Origin of the sequence: Duganella zoogloeoides (assembly GCF_034479515.1) — a bacterium.
GTDB lineage: Bacteria > Pseudomonadota > Gammaproteobacteria > Burkholderiales > Burkholderiaceae_D > Rugamonas > Rugamonas zoogloeoides.
In genome coordinates, this window is sequence record NZ_CP140152.1 from 1,614,598 (window position 1) to 1,635,945 (window position 21,348).

At 64.3% G+C, this 21,348-nt stretch carries 22 protein-coding genes; 10 read left to right on the forward strand and 12 right to left on the reverse strand.

The annotated features are described in order from the left end of the window. Positions 1-3 precede the first annotated feature (3 nt). Positions 4-1,326, reverse strand: a complete 1,323-nt coding sequence (locus tag SR858_RS07150) for a M16 family metallopeptidase (RefSeq protein WP_019922060.1) — start codon at positions 1,324-1,326, stop codon at positions 4-6. Positions 1,327-1,444: 118 nt separating this feature from the next. On the opposite strand from SR858_RS07150, the gene SR858_RS07155 reads away from it, so the two are divergent. The 3 genes from SR858_RS07155 to SR858_RS07165 all read left to right on the forward strand — a co-directional run bounded on the left by SR858_RS07155 (position 1,445) and on the right by SR858_RS07165 (position 3,161). Beyond that, entirely contained in the window at positions 1,445-1,924 is a 480-nt protein-coding gene (locus SR858_RS07155; protein WP_019922061.1) for an acyl-CoA thioesterase, read from the forward strand. Between the two features lie 148 nt (positions 1,925-2,072). Then, entirely contained in the window at positions 2,073-2,696 is a 624-nt protein-coding gene (locus SR858_RS07160; RefSeq protein WP_154819865.1) for a DUF6624 domain-containing protein, read from the forward strand. Between the two features lie 36 nt (positions 2,697-2,732). Beyond that, the gene (locus tag SR858_RS07165) at positions 2,733-3,161 is read left to right on the forward strand and encodes a VOC family protein (RefSeq protein WP_019922063.1); all 429 of its coding nucleotides are present in this window, start codon (positions 2,733-2,735) and stop codon (positions 3,159-3,161) included. Here SR858_RS07165 and cysC read toward each other — a convergent pair. The 3 genes from cysC to gudD form a co-directional block, all read right to left on the reverse strand. Continuing rightward, positions 3,151-3,717: an adenylyl-sulfate kinase gene (cysC, locus tag SR858_RS07170; RefSeq protein ID WP_084669975.1), complete on the reverse strand. Its 567-nt coding sequence runs from the start codon at positions 3,715-3,717 to the stop codon at positions 3,151-3,153. The two genes, SR858_RS07165 and cysC, sit on opposite strands and share 11 nt — an antisense overlap. 158 nt (positions 3,718-3,875) lie before the next feature. Continuing rightward, complete coding sequence (locus SR858_RS07175; protein ID WP_019922065.1) at positions 3,876-5,177, reverse strand: MFS transporter; 1,302 nt, start codon at positions 5,175-5,177, stop codon at positions 3,876-3,878. A gap of 35 nt (positions 5,178-5,212) precedes the next feature. After that, entirely contained in the window at positions 5,213-6,556 is a 1,344-nt protein-coding gene (gene gudD, locus SR858_RS07180; RefSeq protein ID WP_019922066.1) for a glucarate dehydratase, read from the reverse strand. Positions 6,557-6,706: 150 nt separating this feature from the next. Here gudD and SR858_RS07185 point away from each other — a divergent pair, with 150 nt between their 5' ends. Next, complete coding sequence (locus SR858_RS07185; RefSeq protein WP_019922067.1) at positions 6,707-7,762, forward strand: LacI family DNA-binding transcriptional regulator; 1,056 nt, start codon at positions 6,707-6,709, stop codon at positions 7,760-7,762. 86 nt (positions 7,763-7,848) lie between these two features. On the opposite strand, the gene SR858_RS07190 is transcribed toward SR858_RS07185, so the two are convergent. Further along, a complete protein-coding gene (locus tag SR858_RS07190; RefSeq protein ID WP_322534512.1) occupies positions 7,849-8,529 on the reverse strand; it encodes a spermine/spermidine synthase domain-containing protein in 681 nt (226 codons plus the stop codon). A 218-nt stretch (positions 8,530-8,747) separates the two neighbouring features. On the opposite strand from SR858_RS07190, the gene SR858_RS07195 reads away from it, so the two are divergent. The 6 genes from SR858_RS07195 to fdhD all read left to right on the forward strand — a co-directional run bounded on the left by SR858_RS07195 (position 8,748) and on the right by fdhD (position 14,646). Beyond that, positions 8,748-9,023, forward strand: a complete 276-nt coding sequence (locus tag SR858_RS07195; RefSeq protein ID WP_019922069.1) for a hypothetical protein — start codon at positions 8,748-8,750, stop codon at positions 9,021-9,023. A 13-nt stretch (positions 9,024-9,036) separates the two neighbouring features. Beyond that, complete coding sequence (locus SR858_RS07200; protein ID WP_019922070.1) at positions 9,037-10,218, forward strand: GGDEF domain-containing protein; 1,182 nt, start codon at positions 9,037-9,039, stop codon at positions 10,216-10,218. A gap of 158 nt (positions 10,219-10,376) precedes the next feature. Next, on the forward strand, positions 10,377-11,831 hold the full coding sequence (locus SR858_RS07205) for a Ppx/GppA phosphatase family protein (protein WP_019922071.1): 1,455 nt from the start codon (positions 10,377-10,379) through the stop codon (positions 11,829-11,831). A gap of 93 nt (positions 11,832-11,924) precedes the next feature. Further along, the gene (locus SR858_RS07210; RefSeq protein ID WP_026637327.1) at positions 11,925-12,797 is read left to right on the forward strand and encodes a hypothetical protein; all 873 of its coding nucleotides are present in this window, start codon (positions 11,925-11,927) and stop codon (positions 12,795-12,797) included. Positions 12,798-12,919: 122 nt separating this feature from the next. Next, on the forward strand, positions 12,920-13,708 hold the full coding sequence (locus SR858_RS07215) for a GNAT family N-acetyltransferase (RefSeq protein ID WP_019922072.1): 789 nt from the start codon (positions 12,920-12,922) through the stop codon (positions 13,706-13,708). Between the two features lie 119 nt (positions 13,709-13,827). Further along, positions 13,828-14,646 (forward strand): formate dehydrogenase accessory sulfurtransferase FdhD, encoded by an 819-nt coding sequence (fdhD, locus tag SR858_RS07220; protein ID WP_019922073.1) that lies wholly within the window; start codon positions 13,828-13,830, stop codon positions 14,644-14,646. A gap of 2 nt (positions 14,647-14,648) precedes the next feature. On the opposite strand, the gene SR858_RS07225 is transcribed toward fdhD, so the two are convergent. The 7 genes from SR858_RS07225 to SR858_RS07255 all read right to left on the reverse strand — a co-directional run bounded on the left by SR858_RS07225 (position 14,649) and on the right by SR858_RS07255 (position 21,348). Next, the gene (locus SR858_RS07225) at positions 14,649-15,839 is read right to left on the reverse strand and encodes a DUF1501 domain-containing protein (RefSeq protein ID WP_019922074.1); all 1,191 of its coding nucleotides are present in this window, start codon (positions 15,837-15,839) and stop codon (positions 14,649-14,651) included. 15 nt (positions 15,840-15,854) lie between these two features. Then, positions 15,855-17,420, reverse strand: a complete 1,566-nt coding sequence (locus SR858_RS07230; protein WP_019922075.1) for a DUF1800 domain-containing protein — start codon at positions 17,418-17,420, stop codon at positions 15,855-15,857. A gap of 240 nt (positions 17,421-17,660) precedes the next feature. After that, positions 17,661-17,948, reverse strand: a complete 288-nt coding sequence (locus SR858_RS07235) for a hypothetical protein (RefSeq protein WP_019922076.1) — start codon at positions 17,946-17,948, stop codon at positions 17,661-17,663. 177 nt (positions 17,949-18,125) lie between these two features. Next, complete coding sequence (locus SR858_RS07240) at positions 18,126-18,815, reverse strand: ABC transporter ATP-binding protein (protein ID WP_019922077.1); 690 nt, start codon at positions 18,813-18,815, stop codon at positions 18,126-18,128. Positions 18,816-18,821: 6 nt separating this feature from the next. Beyond that, on the reverse strand, positions 18,822-19,628 hold the full coding sequence (gene phnE / locus SR858_RS07245) for a phosphonate ABC transporter, permease protein PhnE (RefSeq protein WP_019922078.1): 807 nt from the start codon (positions 19,626-19,628) through the stop codon (positions 18,822-18,824). After that, the gene (locus SR858_RS07250) at positions 19,625-20,485 is read right to left on the reverse strand and encodes a PhnE/PtxC family ABC transporter permease (RefSeq protein ID WP_019922079.1); all 861 of its coding nucleotides are present in this window, start codon (positions 20,483-20,485) and stop codon (positions 19,625-19,627) included. The genes phnE and SR858_RS07250 overlap by 4 nt, the downstream gene beginning before the upstream one ends. A gap of 17 nt (positions 20,486-20,502) precedes the next feature. Beyond that, positions 20,503-21,348: a phosphonate ABC transporter ATP-binding protein gene (locus SR858_RS07255; protein WP_019922080.1), complete on the reverse strand. Its 846-nt coding sequence runs from the start codon at positions 21,346-21,348 to the stop codon at positions 20,503-20,505.

A 21,348-nucleotide genomic window follows, 5' to 3' on the forward strand; every position in this document is an offset into this window, starting at 1 on the left:
TAATCAGTCCTCCTTCGCAGCAAGCACACCGATGGTGCGCTGCGACTTTTTCTGGTATTTGGCGGCCACGGCCTGGATGTCGGCGGGCGTCAGCTTGGCGTACGCGGCGGGGGCGTCGAACATTTTCTTGTAGTCGCCGAAGAACATCTCGTAGTTGCCAAGCTGCTGGGCCTTGCCGTTGATGGTTTCCTGCTCGCGGTACAGGTTGACCAGTTTCTGGTTGCGCACCTTGTCAAGTTCCTCGGCGGTGACGCCGTCCTTGACCACTTTATCGAGCTCGGCCAGCACCGCTTTTTCCAGCGTGGCCGGATCGACCTTGGCGGCCGCCACGGCAAACACGTACAGCAGGCCGGGATCGAAACCCTCGGCGGCACTGGCCGACACTTGCGTGGCCAGTTGCTGCTCGACCAGCGCCTTGTACAGACGCGAGGTCTTGCCGTCGGCCAGTATGCTTTGCAGCACTTCCAGCGCGTAGTAGTCGGGGCTGTTGGCCGCCGGGATTTTGAAGGCGACCGCGAGGTTGGGCGACGTCGCCGATTCCTTGGTCACGAAAATGCGGCGCTCGCCGGTTTGTGGCGGCTCCACCGTGCGCACGGCCGGCGGCGGCGCGCCTTTCGGAATCTTGCCGAAGTAGCGCGTGGCCAGCTTCTTCACTTCCTCGGCCTTGACGTCGCCGACGATCACCGCCACCGCGTTATTCGGTGCGTAGTACGTTTTGAAGTAGTGTTCGAGGTCTTGCTGGGTCCATGCCTTGATGTCGGACTCGTGGCCGATCACGGGCCAGGAATACGGGTGGGCCGAGAAGGCCACGCCATTGACGGCCTGGTGCAGGGCGCGGATATTCGAGTTTTCCAGGCCGGTGCTGCGTTCGGACAGCACCACGCCGCGTTCACTGGCGACCATTTTTGGATCGATGTTCAGGTGGGCGATGCGGTCGCTCTCGAGCGTGAAGATGGTCTCGAGCGAGCTGGCCGGGAACCAGTCCTGGTACACGGTCAGGTCGTTGCTGGTGTAGGCGTTGTTGGAGCCGCCCTTGGCTTCCATGGTGCGGTCGAACATTTTCGGGCCGAAGTTTTTCGAGCCGTTGAACATCATGTGTTCAAAGAAGTGCGACAGGCCCGTGGTGCCGGGCGCCTCGTTGCGCGAACCGACTTTCCAGAACGTGTACATATTGGCGTTGGGGATGGTGTGCGATTCCAGCACGATGAACTTCATGCCGTTGGCCAGCGTGAAGGTCTGCACCTCGTCGGCCAGGTTCGCTTCCTTGGCCTGCGCGGTGGCGGCCATGCCGAGCAGAATGCTGGCGGCCAGGACTTTCCATTTCATATGCGCTCCTTGTATTGAAGCATAAAGCATACGATATCCGGCAATATTGTCGTTAATTATTTGCGGATGGCAAGCTTAGCAGATAGCATGACAGGAACTAAAAACCAGGGAGCAGCAGATGGAAAAACCGATGGCCTGGGTCGCTCACGAGTTGAGCATGACCGTGCTGATGACGCCCGACATGGCCAATTTCTCCGGCAACGTCCACGGCGGCACCATTTTGAAATACCTCGACAGCGTGGCCTACGCCTGCGCCAGCCGCTACTGCGGCAGCTACACGGTAACCTTGTCGGTGGACCAGGTGATGTTCTTGCAACCGATCCACGTGGGCGAGCTGGTGACGTTCCTGGCGTCGATCAATTACACCGGTAACACGTCGATGGAAGTGGGCATCCGCGTGGTGACCGAAAACATCCAGAAGCGCCTGGTCCGCCACGCCAACAGCTGTTACTTCACCATGGTGGCCGTGGACGAACACCGCAAGCCGCTGCCGGTACCCAAGCTGGTGCTGGAAACCGACGAACAGAAACAGCGCTGGGAACAGGCACTGCGCCGCAAGCACGCACGCCAGTCAGTCCACGGCGAACGCAAAAAATAACCCCCACTTCGGGGTCAGTGCCGACATTTGGACACGAACTGGGCCTTATGGCTGTTGGGCTCGTGTCTAAATGTCGGCACTGACCCTGAACTGACGCTGACCCTGAACTGACGCTGATCCTCTGTCCCCCCCCGATTTAAGGAAAGTCATGTTGCGACGTATGGTGGTTGTGGTGGCGGTGCTGGCAGCCTTGGCGGGCGCGGCGAGGGCGGTTGAGCCGGTGCAGCCGGCTTTGCGGGCGGAGTTGTTAGCGATGAAGGAGCAGGACCAGGCCGTGCGGCAGGCCACCACGCTGGAACAAATGCGGAAATGGGAGGCGGTCGATGCCGCCAACCTGGTGCGCATCAAGGCCATCGTTGCGCAATACGGCTGGCCGACCGTGTCGATGGTCGGTCAGGATGGCGCCAGCGCGGCCTGGATACTGGTCCAGCATGCCGGCCGCGATGCGCCGTTCCAGCAACAGGTGCTGGCCATGATGGAGCCGCTGGTGGCGCAAGGCGAAGTACGCGGCGTGGAGTATGCCTACCTGTATGACCGCACCCACTACCCGCAGCGCTACGGTACCCAGGGTACCTGCGTCAACGCCCGGGCGTGGCAGCCATTCGAGATCGAAGATCTGGCCAATGTCAATGCGCGCCGCCGCGCACTGGGGCTAATGTCCATGGCCGAGTACGCAAAGCATTTCGAGTGCGATGGGCCGCTCATGTCCTTTGGCCATGCCACCAAGCGCACGGTGCCGGTACCACCGGACGACAAGCCCGCGACACCGTAGTAAACTGGTCGCCCCATCGTTCTTCAGGAGTGCGATATGGAAGCTCAGCAATTACATCGTGGCAGGCTGATCGACCACCTGCAACTGGTGGTGCGCGACCTGCCTGCGTCCCGGCAATTTTACGAGGCTGTATTGAAGGTGCTAGGGGTGCCGATTGGCGGCGAGGGCGACAGTTATTTCTGGGCCGACGAGCTGTTCGTCTCCACCGCCGAGAGCGACGCGGCGCTCGGGGTGCTCACCGGGCGCCACCACCTGGCGTTCCAGGCTGCCGACCGCGCCACCGTCGAGGCGTTTTACCGGGCCGCGCTCGCTCATGGCGGCACCGACAACGGCGCCCCGGGCGAACGGCCGTATCACCCCGGCTATTATGCGGCGTTCGTGCTCGACCCCGACGGCAACAACATCGAGGCCGTGTTCCACGGCGCCGCCAGGCGCAGCGCACCATCGGTCGAGATCACTTTTTGAGGCGTGGCGCCAAGTGTGCCAGCACCAGCCGGCATGACTGATCAAGCGGTATGGCGGACGTGTCGAGCGCAAGCGCCGGTTGCAGCGGCGCCTCGTACGGCGCCGAGACGCCGGTAAATTCCGCGATCAGTCCGGCGCGCGCCTTTTGATATAAACCCTTGGGGTCGCGTTGCTCGCACACCGCGCCTGGCGTGCTGATCCAGGTTTCGATGAACAATTCGGCGCCGATGATGTCGCGCGCCAGCGCGCGGTCGGCCCGTTGCGGCGAGATGAAGGCGCAGAGCACGATCAGGCCGGCGTCGTTCATCAGTCGCGCCACTTCCGCCGCGCGGCGGATGTTTTCCTGGCGGTCGGCCGGGGAGAAGCCGAGGTCGCGGTTCAGGCGGCAGCGCAGCACATCGCCGTCGAGCACGGTGACGTGATGGCCGGCAGCGGCCAGTTGCGCTTCGAGCGCAAACGCCACCGTCGATTTGCCGGCGCCACTGAGGCCCGTGAGCCAGACCGTGAAGCCGCGCTGGCGGGCTGGCCCTGTTGTTGTCGCCCGGTGGTCGTTCATCGCTGGGCCGCTGGCAGGATAGTGCGCATGGATCGAAGCCAGGACTCGGCCATAAATATTGTCAGCCGTAATTATAGCGGCCCAAATACGGTGGCTGAAAATAAATGCCGCCGAGTGTGCAGAAGCACACCGGCGGCAGCGAGCGCGCCCTCCAGCCCTTACTTCTTGGGCCCCCGCGTCAGGAACACCAGGGCCGCGGCGACCAGCGACGCCGCCGCCAGCCCATACAGGCCGCCCTGGATCGAACCGGTCTTCTGCTCGAGGTAGCCGAAGGTGGTCGGCGCCACGAAGCCGCCCAGGTTGCCCAGCGAGTTGATCAGCGCGATCACGGCCGCAGCGATGCGGGCGTCCAGGTATGCTTGCGGAATCGGCCAGAACAGCGCGGATGCCGCCTTGAAGCCGATGCCGGCAAAGCAGATCGCCACGAACGCGAACACCGGGCCACCCACGGTGGACATGAACATGCCGGTCGCCGCGATCACCAGGGCTATCGCCACCCACATCTGCTGGTGCTTGAAGCGGGCGGCCAGCGAGGCAAACATATACATGGCCGCGATCGAGATAATCCACGGAATCGAGTTGAACAGGCCGATCTGGAAGTCGGTGTAATGGCCCATCTTCTTGATGATGCTCGGCAGCCAGAAGGTGGCGCCATAAATCGTCAGCTGGATGGCAAAATAGATAAAGCAGAACAGCGCGATGCGGCTGTCGCGCAGCAGCGAGAACATGCTGACGTGACCCGGTTTCGATTTCTCCCGCTCCTTCTGTTCGGCCGCGATCACGGTGACCAGCTCGTGACGCTCGGCGTCGGTGAGCCACTTGGCGTCGCTCGGCTTGGAGTCCAGGCAGAACCACACCACAAAGCACAGCAATATCGACGCCACGCCTTCGATGATGAACATCCATTGCCAGCCGTGCAGGCCGCCGCCTTCGATTTGCAGCAGCGCGCCCGACAATGGACCGGACACCACCGACGCCAACGCCGAACCGCTGAGGAAAATCGCCATCGCCTTGCCGCGCTCGGCATTTGGCAGCCACTGGGTGAAGTAATAGACCACGCCCGGGAAGAAGCCAGCCTCGGCCACGCCAAGCAGGAAGCGCATCACGTAAAACGACGTCTCCCCTTGAACGAACGCCATGCCGGTGGCGACGATGCCCCAGGTGGCCATGATGCGGGTGAGCCACGCCTTGGCGCCGAAGCGCTGTTGCAGGATATTCGACGGCACCTCGAACAGCGCGTAGGCGAGGAAGAAAACCCCGGCGCCGAAGCCGAACGCGGCCGCGCCGATGCCCAGGTCCGCCTCCAGGTGGGTACGGACAAAGCCGATGTTGACGCGGTCGATGTAGTTGGCGATGAACATCACCACGAACAAGGGCAGGATGCGCCACTTGATCTTGCTGACCGCGCTGGCCAGCACGCTCGATGGCGCGCCGGCGGCGGTGGGTAAAACTGTACTCATGTTGCAGTCTCCTCAAACTTGCATGAATCGGATGATCAGCGCACCAGGCAGGGCTTTTTGTTATCGAATTTCCAGCCTGGAATCAGGTACTGCATGGCGACGCCGTCGTCGCGGGCGCCCAGGCCCATGTTCAGGTACAGCTGGTGGCCCGCTTCCAGCGCATCGAGGTCGAGTTCCACGCCCAGGCCCGGGGTGGTGGGCACTTGCACCTTGCCGCCTTCGATCTGGAACGGGTTGCGGGTCAGGTGCTGGCCGTCCTGCCAGATCCAGTGGGTGTCGATGGCGGTGATCTTGCCCGGTGCTGCGGCGGCCACGTGGGTGAACATCGCCAGCGAGATATCGAAGTGGTTGTTCGAATGCGAACCCCAGGTCAGGCCCCATTCATGGCACATCTGCGCCACCCGTACCGAGCCCTGCATGGTCCAGAAGTGCGGGTCGGCCAGCGGAATGTCCACCGATTGCAGCGAGATCGCGTGCTGCATCTCGCGCCAGTCGGTGGCAACCATATTGGTGGCGGTGAGCAGGCCGGTGGCGCGGCGGAATTCGGCCATCACTTCGCGGCCGGAGAAACCGTTCTCGGCGCCGCACGGATCTTCGGCGTAGGCCAACACGTCGTGCTGGTCGCGGCACAGGCGGATCGCGTCCTTGAGCAGCCAGCCGCCGTTGGGGTCGAGCGTGATGCGCGCCTGCGGGAAGCGTTCGTGCAGCGCGGTGACGGCCGCGATCTCGTCCTCGCCGCGCAGCACGCCGCCCTTGAGCTTGAAGTCCTGGAAGCCGTAGCGGTCGTACGCCGCTTCGGCCAGGCGCACCACCGCTTCCGGTGTCAGGGCTTTTTGATGGCGCAGGCGCAGCCAGGCGTCTTGGTTGTCGGGATCGGCCGCGTAGGGCAGGTCGGTGTCGTTGCGGTCGCCAATGTAGAACAGGTAGCCGAGCATTTCCACCTCGGTGCGCTGCTGGCCGTCGCCGAGCAGGGCGGCCACCGGCACGCCCAGGTGCTGACCCAGCAGGTCGAGCAGCGCGGCTTCGAGCGCCGTGATGGCGTGGATGGCGATGCGCAGGTCGAACGTTTGCAGGCCGCGACCACCGGCATCGCGGCCGGAAAACGCCATGCGGGCAGCGTTGAGGATGGCCTTGTAGTTGCCGATGCCGTGGCCGATGACGAGTTCCCGGGCGTCTTCCAGGGTCTGGCGGATCGCTTCGCCGCCTGGGACCTCACCGACGCCGGTGTGGCCGGCGCTGTCGGTGAGGATGACGATGTTGCGGGTGAAGTAGGGGCCGTGAGCGCCGCTGAGGTTGAGCAGCATGCTGTCGCGTCCGGCAACCGGGACCACGCGCATGGCAGTGATGGTAGGCGTGTCGTTGTGGGTCTGGCTGGTCATCATGAATCCTTGGTTGTTCTTGAAATGATTGCGCTGTCATTCAATGGTAGCGATGTCATTTGCAAATATCAATCTAAATTTGCGAGATTTACGCATTTTTATGATTGAAGCAAATGATAGAAAATGATGTGTTGCTATATAATCGGGCCCATGACCATCAAAAACGACCAATCCGAGTTGCGCGTCCTGCGCACCGCCAACGCCGACATTCCGGTCAGCGGCGCCACGCTGGCCGATGTGGCCAAGGTGGCCGGCGTGTCGCCGATCACGGTATCGCGCGCGCTTAACCAGCCGCAGCTGGTGCGGCCGAACACGCTGGCGCGGGTGCAGCAGGCGGTGCAGCAGACCGGCTACGTGAAAAACATGATGGCCGGTGCACTGGCATCCAACCGCAGCAAGCTGGTGTCGCTGGTGATCCCCAGCATCGCCACGCCGATCTTTGCCGAAATGGTGGAAGCGGTGACCGATACCCTCACGCAAGCCGGTTACCAGTTGCTGCTGGGCTTGTCACGCTACGAGCCGTGGCGCGAGGAAGTGCTGGTCGAAACCATCCTCAGCCGTCGCCCGGACGGCATCATCGTCACCGGCACGCTGCATACCGACAACACGCGGCGGCGGCTGGAGCTGTCCGGCGTGCCGGTGGTGGAGGCGTGGGACATGGCGTCGTCGCCGATCGACATGGTGGTGGGCTTTTCACACGAAGAAGTGGGACAGGCCACGGCGCGCCATTTATTGAAACGCGGCTACCGCCGCATTGCGATTTTGGCCGTCAACGACCCGCGCGGCGCGCGCCGCAACCAGGGGCTGCAGGCGGAACTGGCGCGCCACGGCGTGGCGGTGGCGGCGGTGCAACTGATGCCGCTGCCCACCACCTTGCAACTGGGTCGCGAGGGACTGGCGCAACTGCTGGCGCAAGCGCCCGAGCTCGACGCCGTCGTGTGCAGCTCCGATACGCTGGCGCACGGCGTGCTGACCGAGGCCGTCAGCAGGGGACTGGACGTGCCGGGGCAGGTGGCCGTGATCGGTTTTGGCGATCTGAATTTCGCAGCCCACACGTATCCGCCGCTCTCGACCATCCACGTCGATGGCCGCAACATCGGCACCGTGGCGGCGCAACTGCTGCTGGACCGGCTCGATGGCGGCAACCAGGTGCGCCCGCGCGTGATCGATACCGGCTTCGAGTTGATACACCGGGCCAGTACCTGACCGAGCCGTCACTGCGCATCGCGGACCGCCGCGTAGGCGGGAATCCAGGTTTGCCCCCGTTGTCTCGCCCGTCCTCGACAGCAGCACTACGCCGCTGGATTGCCACCTGCGCCATATTGACGGATCGAGGCCCTGCGCAGTTTCCAGACTATCCAGCTGGCCCAAAAGCGGTTAAGCCACGGTGGCGAGATTCGCCCCGCCAACCGGCGCTGCATCGCCAGCGCAGGCGACGGCTGCGCGCCCGGCACCGCAAACCAGATCCGGTTATTGCCCGCCACCCCGCGCAAGGTGCAGATCCTGCCGCCGAACGCATGCCGCAGGCGCCGCAGCATGATGCCGTACGACGGGTCGTAACTGAAAACATTGGCCACCAGCACGCCGCCGGGGCGCAGCGCGCGGCGGCAGTCGGCGTAAAAGGCGGCACTGCCCAGCGGCGCCGGCAGGCCGTGTTCGTCGAAACCGTCCACCAGCAGCACGTCGGCGCTGCCGCGCAGCTGGCGCATGTAGCTGGCAGCGTCGGCATGGACGATGCGCAGCCGGTCGTCATCGGGCGGGATGGCGAACTGCTCGCGCAGGGCGATCACGTCGGCCCGCAATTCCAGCACGGTGATGCGCGCGCGCGGCAGGTAGCGGTAGCAGAACTTGACCAGCGAACCGCCGCCCAGGCCCACCATCACGATGTGCGCCGGCTGCGGCTGGAACAGGGTAAAACACATCATGGCGCGGCAGTAGGCGAGTACCAGGTCGTCGGGATGCGATAGCTTCATCTCGCTTTGCACCATGCCTGGGCGAAATTCCAGCAGGCGGCGATTGCCACGGGTGTGGACCTGGGGATGGGGATCGGGTGGCGTCAAGTGTCTGAAAAATCCGGGATGTCGATTTATAGTAGCATGCGGCCGTCACTTTCATTTACAGAAGGAAAATTTCTAGGTAAATTGGCGGGGCACCGCCACGGGCGGACCATACGCAAAACCGGAGAACCACGATGTTTTTAGATCACCCCACGCTGACCGCCACCAACAGTATTACTGAACCCGACCGTATCGAGCGCCTGACCCGCGTGTACGGTTACGTGGTGGCGCTGGCCGACCTGTCGGGCCACCAGAGCTTCATTGAAAAAGTCAGCCAGCTGCACGATCACAAGGGCACGCTGATCGTGTTCTGGCACGACAGCCCCAACGAGGACGAAAAAGAACTGTTCTCCAGGGCCTGGGCCAGCAAGATGGGCGACGGCACCACCAACGTCGAACACGAGGTCTGAGTCGCCCCCGGTCATGGATATCAAGACGCTGGTCCTGGCGCTGGCGCTGGGCAACCTCAGCCTGTGCGTGGCGCTGTTCTTTTTCGAGCAGCCAGCCGGCGCCGCTAATGCGGCGCGCGGCAATGCCACGTGGGCGCGCGCCCGGCAACTGCAGGCACTGGCCTGGGGCCTGGTGTACCTGCGCGGCACGCTCCCCGATTTCCTGACCATACCCTTTGCCAATACCCTGCTGCTGGCCGGCTTTGCGCTGGACGCGGCGGCGCTGTGGGATCAGGCCGGCCGGCGCATCTGGCGCCGCTACCTGCTGCCCGTGCTGCTGATCGCGGTGGCGGCCTTTGTCGGCGCCTGGCTGTTGCAACGCACGCCGCCCGAGCGGCAGGCGATTTCTTCGCTGGCCATCGGCTTCTTTGTCGCTGCCGGCGCCGGCGCGCTGGGCCGGGGCTGGTCGGCGGGCACGCTGCTGCGCCGCTACCTGGTGGCCAGCACGGTGGTGCTGGCGCTGGCAGTCGTCGCGCGCGGCCTGCTGGTGCTGCTCCTGCCCAATGGCTGGTCCTGGGTGAGCCCGGAGCTGGTGCAGGGCATGGGCCTGGTCGCCCTTTACCTGGTCATGCTGGGCAACGGCTTCGGCTACCTGCTGCTGGTGCGCCAGCGCCTGCAAAACGAGCTGGAACGGCTGGAAGTGATCGATCCTTTGACGTCCGCCCTGAACCGGCGCGGCTTCCACCAGGCGCTGGCGCCGTGGCTGGCGCTGGCGCGCCGGCCCGGTCAGCCTACCGCGCTGGTGATCATCGATCTCGACGATTTCAAGCGCGTCAATGACCATTATGGACACCTGGCCGGCGACCAGGTGCTGGTCGCCATGGCCCACGCCTGCAAGCGGCAGCTGCGTGACAGCGACACCCTGGGCCACCTGGGCGGCGGCGAATTCGCCATCCTGCTGCCGCGCACCGCGCTCGATGATGCGCTGCTGGTGGCCGAACGCGTACGCGGCGCACTGGCCGTGCAACCGGTCAAGGCCGAAAAAGCCATCATCAACCTCACCGCCAGCCTGGGCGCCACCACAATGCGCGCCGACGACACCACCGTGGGCCTGTTCCAGCGCGCCGACCTGGCGCGGCAACTGGCCAGGGCGGCCGGCGGCAACCGGGTGGCCGCGCAGGCTGCCGCCGATCGCGCCGCCACGCTCGACGCCTGAGTGCCGGAGCACCTGGCCAATTTATCCCGCATGGCGGACTCGATTGTCATCATGCCGTCACAAGTACGGCATATCGTGATAGCATTTTTAAAATCATCTAAATCGTTTAGTTAAATTTTTTTCCGCCGGCGCGCGCCGGGCGGGCATGGGTTCATATTATGTATGCAGCAGTAGACCTGGGTTCCAACAGCTTCCGCCTCCACATCGGCAAACACGATGGCGATGCGATCCGCGTGCTCAAGAGCGTGCGCGAACCGATCCGCCTGGCTGCCGGCCTCGACGACAAGGGCAACCTCACCCCGGCCGCCATGCAGACCGCGCTGGCGTGCCTGCGCAATTTCCGCGAGGTGCTGGCCAGCTACAAGCTCGACGCGGTGCGCGTCGTCGCCACGTCGGCCATGCGGGTGGCGCGCAATTCGGCCGTTTTCCTGCCCGAGGCCGAGCAGGCCATCGGCTATCCGATCGAGATCATCTCCGGCGAAGAGGAGGGGCGCCTGATCTACATGGGCGTGGCCAGCGCCGTGGCGGTGCCCGGCGAGCGGCGCCTGGTGATCGACATCGGCGGCGGCTCCACCGAGTTGATACTGGGGCGCGGCCAGGAAATCGAGCGGGTCGAATCGTTCAGCGTGGGCACCGTCAAGCAAAGCCTGTCGTTCTTCGTGGGCGGCCGGGTGGACGGGCCGTCGTTCGAGGCGGCCATCCTGTCGGCGCGCAGCCATTTCGAGGATGCCGCGCCGCCGTACCGGCCGCAGTTCTGGAAGCAGTGCTACGGCTCGTCCGGCACCGCGCGCACGATTGCCGACATCATCGTCAAGAACGGCATCGGCAAGGAGGTCAATGCCGAGACGCTGTCCGCGCTCAAGCAGCGCTTCATCGAATTCGGCCACGTGAGCAAGATCGATATGCCCGGCCTGCGGCCCGACCGCGCCAGCACCATCATCGGCGGCCTGGCGATCTTGATCGGCCTGGTGCGCGAGCTCGGCATCCCGGTGGTGCAGCCGATCGAGGCGGGCCTGCGCATGGGCGTGATGTGGGATTTGCACCTGCGCTCGACCAAGCGCGATCGCCGCGAGCAGTCGGTGCAGGCGTGCGTGGAAAAATTCCACGTCGATCAGCGCCGCGCCAACCGGGTAGCCGACGACGCGCTGGCGCTGTACGCGCAAACCAAGCCGTCGTGCGAGGTCTATACGCGCCACCTGTACTGGAGCGCGCTGCTGCACGAGGTAGGACTGGTGGTGTCGCACACCGGCTACCACAAGCACGCATGCTACATGATCGAAAATGCCGATCTGCCGGGATTTACCACGCGTGAGCAAAAGCTCATGAGCCGGCTGGTGGTGGCGCACAAGGGCAACTTGCGCAAGGTGTCGGAGATGATCGAGGAAGTCGATATCGCCAAGGCGGTGGTGGCGTTCCGGCTGGCGGTGCTGTTCATGCACTCGCGCATCGACATCGACTTCAGCCTGGTCAAGCTGCGCATGAAGAGCCGCGTCGAGCTCGACATCCCGCGCGAGTGGGTGGCCGACCACCCCACGCTGTCGTACTGGCTCGAAAAAGAACAGGAACACTGGGACGACGTGGGCGTGGATTTCACCATCAGGACTACCGGATGATTGCCCAAAACGCCAGCACATTTGCGATTGCACAAGCAAAATTCCTTTAAATGATATATATTGTTTATATCGTTGGATAATTTTGGAGCCTGTATGAATAAAACTATTGATGAACAAGTGATCGATAAAACGCCTTCAAGCAAAGCCGCTGTGAATGCTGTGCCAGCCAAGTCCGCCGAAGCGAAAGTCGAGTCCGCACCGGTTGCCAAGCCAGCCGCCGCGAAGCCTGCGGTTGCCAAACCGGTCGCCGCCAAGGCGGCAGTTGCCAAGCCGGCAGTTGCCAAGACTGATGTCGCCAAGGCCGCTGCGGCCCAGCCTGCTGCCGCCAAGCCAGCCGCTGTCAAAGCAGCTGCCGCCAAGCCTGCCGCCGCCAAAGCCGCTGCTGCCAAGCCTGCTGCAACCAGGGCCGCCGCTGCCAAGCCAGCCGCCGCAGCCGCCACTAAAGCTGCCGCCAAGCCAGTGACCAAAGCTGCCGCCAAGCCAGTAGCCGCTACACCAGCAGCCGCCAAGGCCGCGCCGAAGGCTGCCGTCAAGCCAGCCAGCAAGCCCGAAGCCAAGGCCGCCGGCAAGCCAGCCACGAAAGCCACCGCCAAGGCCGCGCCGAAGGCCGCTGCCAAGCCTGCGGTGAAAGCATCGAAGCCAGCAACCATGCAAGCAACTAAGCAAGCAACTAAGCAAGCAACTAAGCAAGCAACCAAGCCAGCTGCCAAGACCGCCGCCGTGGAGGCCGGCGCCGACAAAGCCCGCAAGGACAAACTGGTGCGCGACAGCTTCACCATGCCCGAGCAGGAGTACGCAGTGCTCGGCCAGGTCAAGAAGACCTGCCTGAAAGCCGGCATCGAGATCAAGAAAAGCGAACTGCTGCGTATCGGCGTGGCACTGATCAGCCAGATCGATCTGGCCACCCTGAAAAAAGTGCTGGCCAGCCTGCCGCAACTGAAAACCGGCCGTCCAAAGAAGTCCTGATGGAGGAAACACTGATCTGAATACAACAGATCGGTGCATGTCACGGAAATGACATTTTTCTGTCATTTCCTTGAAGTATTCGATGGTTACGCTTGCTTCGTCACCCACACAAAGGATGAAGCATGCAAACCTCGATCTTACAAGCTGCGAACCTCCCGGCGGACGTCCGTCCCGCTTCCGGCAAGCTGGTGCTGAGCATGGCAAGCACGCCGGAAGAGCTGCACGAAGTGCAGCGCCTGCGCTACAAAGTCTTCATCGAAACCATGGGTCTGTCCTCGCTCGAAAGCCCCGATGGCCTCGACAGCGACGAATTCGACGCCTATTGCGACCACCTGATCGTGCGCGATGTCGATACCCTCAAAGTCGTCGGTACTTACCGCCTGCTGAGCGCTACCCGCGCCCGCAAGCTGGGCCGCCTGTATTCCGAAGGCGAGTTCGATCTTGGCCGCCTCAATCACCTGCGCGGCCGCATGGTGGAAGCGGGCCGCGCCTGCATCCATCCCGCCTACCGTGGCGGCAGCGTGATCATGTTGCTGTGGTCCGGCCTGGCCGAGTACATGCGCCGCGAAAATTGCGATTACCTGATCGGCTGCGCCAGCATCAGCCTGGCCGATGGCGGCCACAATGCCGTCGCCGTCTATCAGCAACTGATCGGCAAGCACCTCGCTCCCCTCGAATACCGCGTAACTCCGCACCTGCCATTCCCGTTCGGCAAGCTGGAAGCGGCGCAAAAGCCGCAAGTACCTGCGCTGCTCAAGGGCTATATGCGCTCGGGCGCGTGGATTTGCGGCGAACCGGCCTGGGATCCGGATTTCGAAAGCGCCGACCTGTTCCTGATGATGCCGCTGGCGAACCTCGATGCGCGCTATGCGCGCCACTATGGCGTGGGCGGCGAGCCGCTGGCAGCTTGACCGCACCCCGCCTTCGGCGATACGCCGCCCCAGCCTTGTCGGGATGGACTGCGGCAGCGACCGCCCCTGGGCGTCCCTGCGCGGTACAATCGAGCCTTGTACGACTACGCGGGGCGGCAATGAAACTCGACCAGGAAACAGAACGCAGCGGCACCCAGCAGCGCCCGGTGCTGCGCCATCGCGGCATCGCGCCGGAAGGCGCGATCGCCACCACCGACCAGGTGGCGGAAGAGCTGCCGGTGGCGCTGGTGTTTAATGGCATCTCGCACGCGGTGATGATGGTCACGCCGCGCGACCTGCAGGCGTTTGCCATGGGCTTTGCGCTGACCGAAGGCCTGGTGGGCAAGGCGTCCGACGTGTTCGATATCGAAGTGCAGGAACACGCGCGCAGCGTGGAGGTGGCGCTGACCATCGCGCAGGAAGACTTCATGCTGCTCAAGCAGCAGCGCCGGTCGATGGCGGGGCGCAGCGGTTGCGGCGTGTGCGGTGTCGAGAGCCTGGAGCTGATCGATGTCACGCCGCCGCGCATTGACGCCGCGCCGCTGCACGACGACGTGTCGCTGGCGCCGGCCATCGCCCGCGCCGCAGCCGGATTGGGCGCGCACCAGCACCTGATGCGCGCCACCGGCGGCGTCCATGCCGCCGCCTGGTGCGACGCCAGTGGCGCCGTGCTGCGCGTGTGCGAAGACGTGGGCCGCCACAACGCCATGGACAAGCTGATCGGCTACCTGGCGCTCGAGCGCGTGGACATGACCCAAGGCTTTGTATTCATGTCGAGTCGCGCCAGCTATGAGCTGGTGCGCAAGGCCGCACGCCTGAACATCCCGCTGCTGGCCACCATTTCGGCCCCGAGCACCCTGGCGATCGACGTCGCGCTGGCAGCCGGCATCAAGCTGGTGAGCTTTTGCCGCAAGGACGATTGCGTCGAGTACACTTGACTTTATACCAAGCCGAGATCGCGCCCCCTGGTGCCGAAGATGGTTTCCACCTGGCCGCTATTCAAGCCGTACATGCGCGCCAGCAGGCCGCCGAACATGGCGCGGTATTCGTTGAGCACCGGGTAGTCACGGTTCTGGAACAGGGTTTTCTGTTCCAGCGCGATCTGCTCGCCGCGCACCGCGTTGCCGCGCACGCCGCCACCGAGCACCCAGTACACCGAGCCGTGACCGTGATCGGTGCCGCGGTTGCCGTTCTCGCGGAAGGTGCGGCCGAATTCACTGACCACCACCACGACCGTGTCTTTCCACTCCGGCCCCATTTCCTGGGCGAAGCCGGCCAGGCCGCGGCCCAGTTCCTCGAAGCGGTTGGACAGGTAGCCCGCGCCGTTGCCCTGGCCGACGTGGGTGTCCCAGCCGCCCACGTCAACAAACCCGACGTTGTATTTCTCCTTCATAAGCCTGGCGATGCGGCGCGCTTCCAGTTCAAAACCCTTGGCGGTGATGGCGTTGCGGTTGGCGGCGTCCATTTCGCCTATCATCTGCTTCATCACGTCCTCGCGCACCACGAAACCCTCGCGCACCTGCGACGCCAGCGGACTGCCGTCGTACATGGCGGCGATCATGCGGGCCTGGCGGGCATCGACCTGAGGCTTGCCGAGCGAGCGCAGCGCCATGTTGGGCAGCTGCGCCGTGCCCTGCATGATCAGCGGCAGCTGGTCGGTGAATGAAATGGCGCTGGCGCGGTCGGCATTGAGCGTGGTGGCCAGCCGGTTCAAGAAGCCGGAGCGATAATCGCGCGTGCCTTGCAGCGGTTGCCCCAGTTCGATGCTGTCCTGGGTTTCGAAGTGGCTGCGCGAGAGGTCCTCGGTGCCGGCAAACGGCACGAACGCCGCCTCGCCGCTGGTAAACAGCGGGTAGATGGTGTCGCGCAGCGCCGGGTGCAGGCCCCAGTCGGCATTGATGGCCAGCGCCGACTTCAAATCGTCGGACGGCTTGGGGATGGCGATATTGGGCCGCACCTGGTAGTAATAGTCGCTCGAGATCGGCACCAGCAGGCTGGTGGCGTCGTAGCCGCCGCGCATGAACACGAACAGCAGGCGGGTCTTGCTGGCCGGTGCGGCCCACAGGTTGCCGGCGGCGGTGGCTGCAAGGGGCAGTGCGGCCAGCGATTTGAGCAGGGTGCGGCGTTCCATGGTGGTCTCCTTGTTCTAACGGTGCATTAGTTCCGGTGACGACAGCAGCAGGGTGTTCCATTCCTGCGGCGAGGTTGCCTGTTCCAGTGCCCGGCGCGTGTTCGGCGCCAGGGTTTGCTGCAAGGACTGGTAGTAAAAGGCGCTGGCCAGTTGCGGGAACGCGGCGCGTTCCTGCGGCTGCGGCCCTTCGGCCTTGAACAGTCCCGCGTTGCCCGAGCCAATGGCCTTGGCGATCTCGAAGCGGGTGGTCATCTGGCCCGGGCTGGCCCAGCCGGGCTGGGTGAGCGCATAGCCGTCCGGCGTTTGTCGGCCGTACAGCGGCTGCGCCATGCGGTTCAGCCACCCCAGCATGGGCGCGGTGTTGAGCACCACCTTGTCGTCGTAGGTCAGGCGCACGGCCGCGACCACGTAGTGCACCGGGTCCTTGAATTTCTTGCCGAGCGACTCGGCAAACTCGGTCGATGTGAGCATGGTGCGCATGACCGCCGCAATGTCGCCGTCGGACGACTGGAACACTGCGGCCATGCGGGCCACCAGCGCCGGCGGCGGTTCGTCGGCGACGAAATATACGGCCAGCTTGCGGCTGATGAAGCGCGCCGTGGCCGGACTGCGGCACAGGCGGTCGAGCGCCTCGTCCACCTCGGCCAGGCCGCGTCCCTTGATCGGCTGGCCCAGGAACTGCTTGTTGCCGTAGTCGTGGCGGTTGGGATTGAACTCGAACAGACCGGTGCGCACGTACTGCGACTGCAATTCCTTTTTCACCTTCGGTGCCGTATCGCCCAGGTTGATCCCGATGCCGGTGAGGATGCGCGCCAGTTCCTGAACGTCGCGCTGGCTGTAGCCGCCGTCCACGCCCAGCGTGTGCAGCTCCATCAGCTCGCGTGCATAGTTTTCGTTGATGCGGTTGGCGGCATTCTGTTCGTTGTCCAGGTAGCGGATCATGGCGGGATGACGCACGGTGGCGCCCAGCAGGTCGCGGAACTTGCCCAGCGCATGCGGCCGGATCGCGGTTTCTTCGTAGTCGCCCACCAGCGCGCGCAGGTTGCTCTTGCCCGAGTGGACGTTAAAATGGTTCATCCAGAACCACGCCATCTGCTCCTGCAACTGGTTGGGCGAATACAGGTCGCGCAGCAGCGAGCGCGTGGCCGCCTCGCGCGCCAGGTTGTTCATCGCCTGCTGGTAAGCCTTTTGCGCGGTTTTCTTTTGTTCGTCGTCGGCGATCTTGTCGGCGTCCTTGCGTTGTTGTTCCAGGTCCGCCACCAGCTGCGGCAGCGGCTTGCTGGCGATGGTTAAACCGTCGATCTGGGTCTGGGCGGCGGCCGGCAAGAATGCCGGGGACGGCCGCAGCTGCTGCTCCAGCCAGGCATCATAGCCCAGCGCCTGCGCCTGCTGCCAGGTGCCCTGGTTGACGCCCCAGCTGACGCGGTTGACGGCGGCGGGCAATTGCGCGGACGTGATGATGGCGGCGCCAGCAGTGCCGGGAGCGCGGTCGCCGGTGGCGGCACAGCCGGCCAGCAGCGTGATTGCGCCGGCAAATAGCGTGACGATCAAGGTGCGCATCGTGTTGGTTTTGGTTTGCATGGCGTGTCCCGGAACGCTAATGACGCAAGAGTATGCCAAATTGAGGGCCCTGCTATATTTCTTTTGTGTAGGGTGCAACAAATTGTTACCGGGAGACGGGACGTGTAGGCACAGCCGGGAGGTAAAACTGGAGGGGGGAGAGTAATGCAGCTGTCAGCGGGGTTTGGGCTGAAGCATGATCGCATTGGGGGCGCCGGTACCGCATGCCGGCGCCTGGCATAGCAAGATCAGCGAGGCTGTTCAATGCATTGAGGCGGTCGACAGATCTTTTAGTTCTCGGATGCTGATATCTGACTTTTCGTGCATCCGCAGCAAAATCGTGGCCCCCACGGCCAACTTACGGTGGCGAATTTTGCTGATGATCGGCGGTTGAACTTCCAAAACGCGGCACAGCTCTGCATCGTTTTTAAGGTTCATCTTTTCGATCAAAGTATCGAGTAACTTGTTCGGAACAAAACTGGAAGGTTCCAGCGCCCGAGCACGATTCATCGCTTCGATCAATTCCATCTTTTTTTGCCTTACGTTCATTTTTCGCTCCTCCTTAGCTTAAACGTGAAGAAATGACGTCTTCCCAGCAAGGCTAGCGCTCACACTATTGCTTTGAATGTGGAGCGCTACTCAACATTCTTGATAACCGTGCAAGTTAGTTCAAATCATACTCCTTTGCGGCCCTGGCTGCAGCGTTTAACAATTGAATTATCTTGTTTATTGCTCAAATGGCTTGACGATTGTTGTTTCTTGTATGCCGCATTTCGATAGTTGTAGGATTTTGTCTGTCATTTCGGCGGCGATGTGCGAATGTGTGACCATGATGGCGCAGGCGCCGGTCGATTTGATCTCGCGGTGGAGCAGTTCCAGGATGCCGTGGGCGGTGTCGGGGTCGAGATTGCCGGTGGGTTCGTCGGCCAGCACCAGGGCCGGGCGGTGCACCAGCGCCCTGGCAATGGCCACGCGCTGCATCTCGCCGCCGGACAGTTGATGGGGGAAGTCGTCGCCACGCCCGCCCAGGCCCACGGCGTCGAGCATCTCGGCCGCGCGCGCCACGGGCAGGCCGTTGAGCAGCAGCGGCAGGGCGACGTTTTGCAGCAGGGTCAGGTGCGGCAGCACATGGAAGGCCTGGAAGATGAACCCCATGCGCGAACGGCGCAGGCGGGTGGCGGCGTCGTCGTCCAGGCCCGCCATCGGCACGCCATCGATGATGATGGACGAGGTGCTGGCCGGATCGGGCGCATCGAGGCCGGCGATCAGGTTGAGCAGGGTGGACTTGCCCACGCCCGAGTCGCCCATGATGGCTACGAATTCGCCGGCCCGGAAGGTCCACGACAGGTTGGCCAGCACCGGGCGGCCCTGGTACGACTTGGACAGGTTGCGAAGTTCTAACAGGGGCGTGGGCATAAAAACCTAGCGGGTGAGGGCGCGCCGTAGCGCATAGCTGATGGCGTCTACCAGGGCCACCAGTACCAGCATGGCGATGATGACGGTGGCCGCCTGCTGCATCTGGAACAGCGACAGGTGGTATTTGAGCATTTGGCCGAGGCCGCCGGCGCCCACCACGCCCAGGATGGCGGCGGCGCGGATATTGTTTTCCCAGCGGTACAGCGTGTACGAGAGCATCTGCGGCAGGGTTTGCGGCAGGGTGGCGTAGAGAAATGCGGCAGCGGCGCTGGTACCGTTGGTGCGCAGCGTGGCTTCCGGTCCCGGCGGGGCGTTTTCCAGTGCGTCGGCAAACAGCCGGCCCAGCACCCCGGCCGTGTGGGCAGCCAGCGCCAGCGTGCCGCCAAACGGCCCCAGGCCGGCGGCAATCAGCAGGATCGAAGCCCACACCAGTTCGGGAATCGAGCGCAGTACGTTGAGCAGGGCGCGCACGCCCGCGCGCGGCGCCTGGCCCAGGCGGCCCGACGCCGGCAGCGCCAGCGCCAGCCCGGCCACCACCGCCAGCAGCGTGCCCAGTGCCGACATCGACATGGTTTCCAGCGTGGCCCACGCGGTCTTGACCAGGAACGGCGTGGCGGTTTCCGGCGGAGCGAAGCCGGCCAGCAGTTCGGCGGCGCTGTTGACGGCGTCGAGCGTGAAAAAGTCGCGCCACTTGAGCGGCAGCGACGCGAAACTGGCTGCCACCAGCGCGGCAAGCAGCGCCATCACGGCGATGATGGTCCAGTCGCGCGCCGGCGGCCTGGGCATGTGTTGGGTGTCATGCATATGCTTCATCCGAGCCGCCGCCGCAAGATTTTGGAAAACAAATCGGCCAGCGCGACCAGCAGCACGAACACCAGCAGCATCGACGACACCTCGGCGCCGGCCAGCATCTTCATCGATTCGTCCATCCGCTGGCCGAGGCCACCGGCGCCCACGAAGCCCATCACCACCGAGCCGCGAATCGCACACTCCCAGCGGTACACCGTGTACGACATCAGTTCGGACGCCGATTCCGGCAGCGCGCCGTACAGCAGCGCAGCCAGCCTGCCGCTGCCGTTGGCCAGCAGGGTGTCGGTGCTGTGGGTGTCCGATGATTCGAGGATCTCGGCATACACCTTGCCCAGCATGCCGCAGTAAGTGAGCGCGATGGCCAGCACCCCGGCGGTGGGGCCGAAACCGATGATGCGCACGAACAGCAGCGCCCACACCAGTTCCGGCACGCTGCGCAGCAGGATCAGGATCCAGCGTACGCCCTGGCGCAGCAACCGCGCGGGCAGGCGCGTGCGGCCGTTGCCCAGCGCCGAGATCGACAGCCGGTCGGTGATGATCAGCGTGGCCGGAATGGCCACCACCAGCGCCAGCGCCAGGCCGGCGGTGGCAATGGCCACCGTTTGCCAAGTTTCGCGCAGCAGCAGTTGCAGGAATTCCGGGTCGTGTGCGGGTACCAGGAAGTCTGACAGGAAGCGGCCGGTGGCGGACAGGCTTTGCCAATCCCATAAAATCCACGGCTTGAACTCGCTCATCACCAGCATCGGCCACACGAGGGCCACCGCGAGCAGGCAGGCGATGATGCGGCCGCGCCAGGCCGGATCGCGGTGCAGGTGCGCCGGCAACTGCGCGGCCAACTGCGTGGATGAGCGGGCGGACATCGGGCGGTGCATTGCGGTCACAGGCAGGCGCCGGCGCCGGGTTTGACCGGCAGGGTCTCCGGTTCCGGTGCTGCTGGCGGTGCCGGCCTGGCGGGTTCGCCCTGGTACAACTGGGCGATCATCTGTGGCGTGACCTGCTCGCGCGGCAGGTCAAAGACGATGCGGCCGGCGCGCAGGGCGACGATGCGCGGAAAATGCGCCAGCGCCAGGTCCACCTGGTGCAGGCTGCACACCAAAGTGGCGTTGCGCGCGGCGGCCTCTTCGCGCAGGGTACTCAAGGTCAGTTCGGAGAGCACCGGGTCGAGCGCGGACAGCGGCTCGTCCACCAGCAGCGCTTGCGCCGGGGAGAGCAGCAGCCGCGCCAGGCCGCAGCGCTGGCGTTCGCCGCCCGACAGGCGGTCCACGCGCGAATACAGTTTATCGCCGAGGTTGAAGCGCGCCAGCGCCTGCCACGCGGCTTGCGGATCGGCCGGCTTGAACAGCGAAGCCAGTGCGCGCCAGATGCTCCATTGCGGCAGGTGCGCGGCCAGCACCGCCGTCACCACCCGCTGGCGCGGCGGCAGCGGCGGCGTTTGCGGCGCCAGGAACAGGCGCGCACGCAACCGGTGGCGCGCAGCGTTGCCGAGCGCCCACGGATCCTGATCGAACATGGTGAAAGTGCCCTCAAGGGGCTGCTGCGCGCACGCCAGGGTGGCCAGCAAGGTGGTCTTGCCGGCGCCGGATGGGCCGATCAGCGCCAGTTGCTCCCCTTGTTCGATGGTGAGCGAGAGACCCCGCAGCGCGGGCAGGGGGACGCCTGAAGGCGCACCTGACGATGCGCCGCGATGGCGCACCGTCAGGTCGTGCAAATGGTAGGTCGGCAT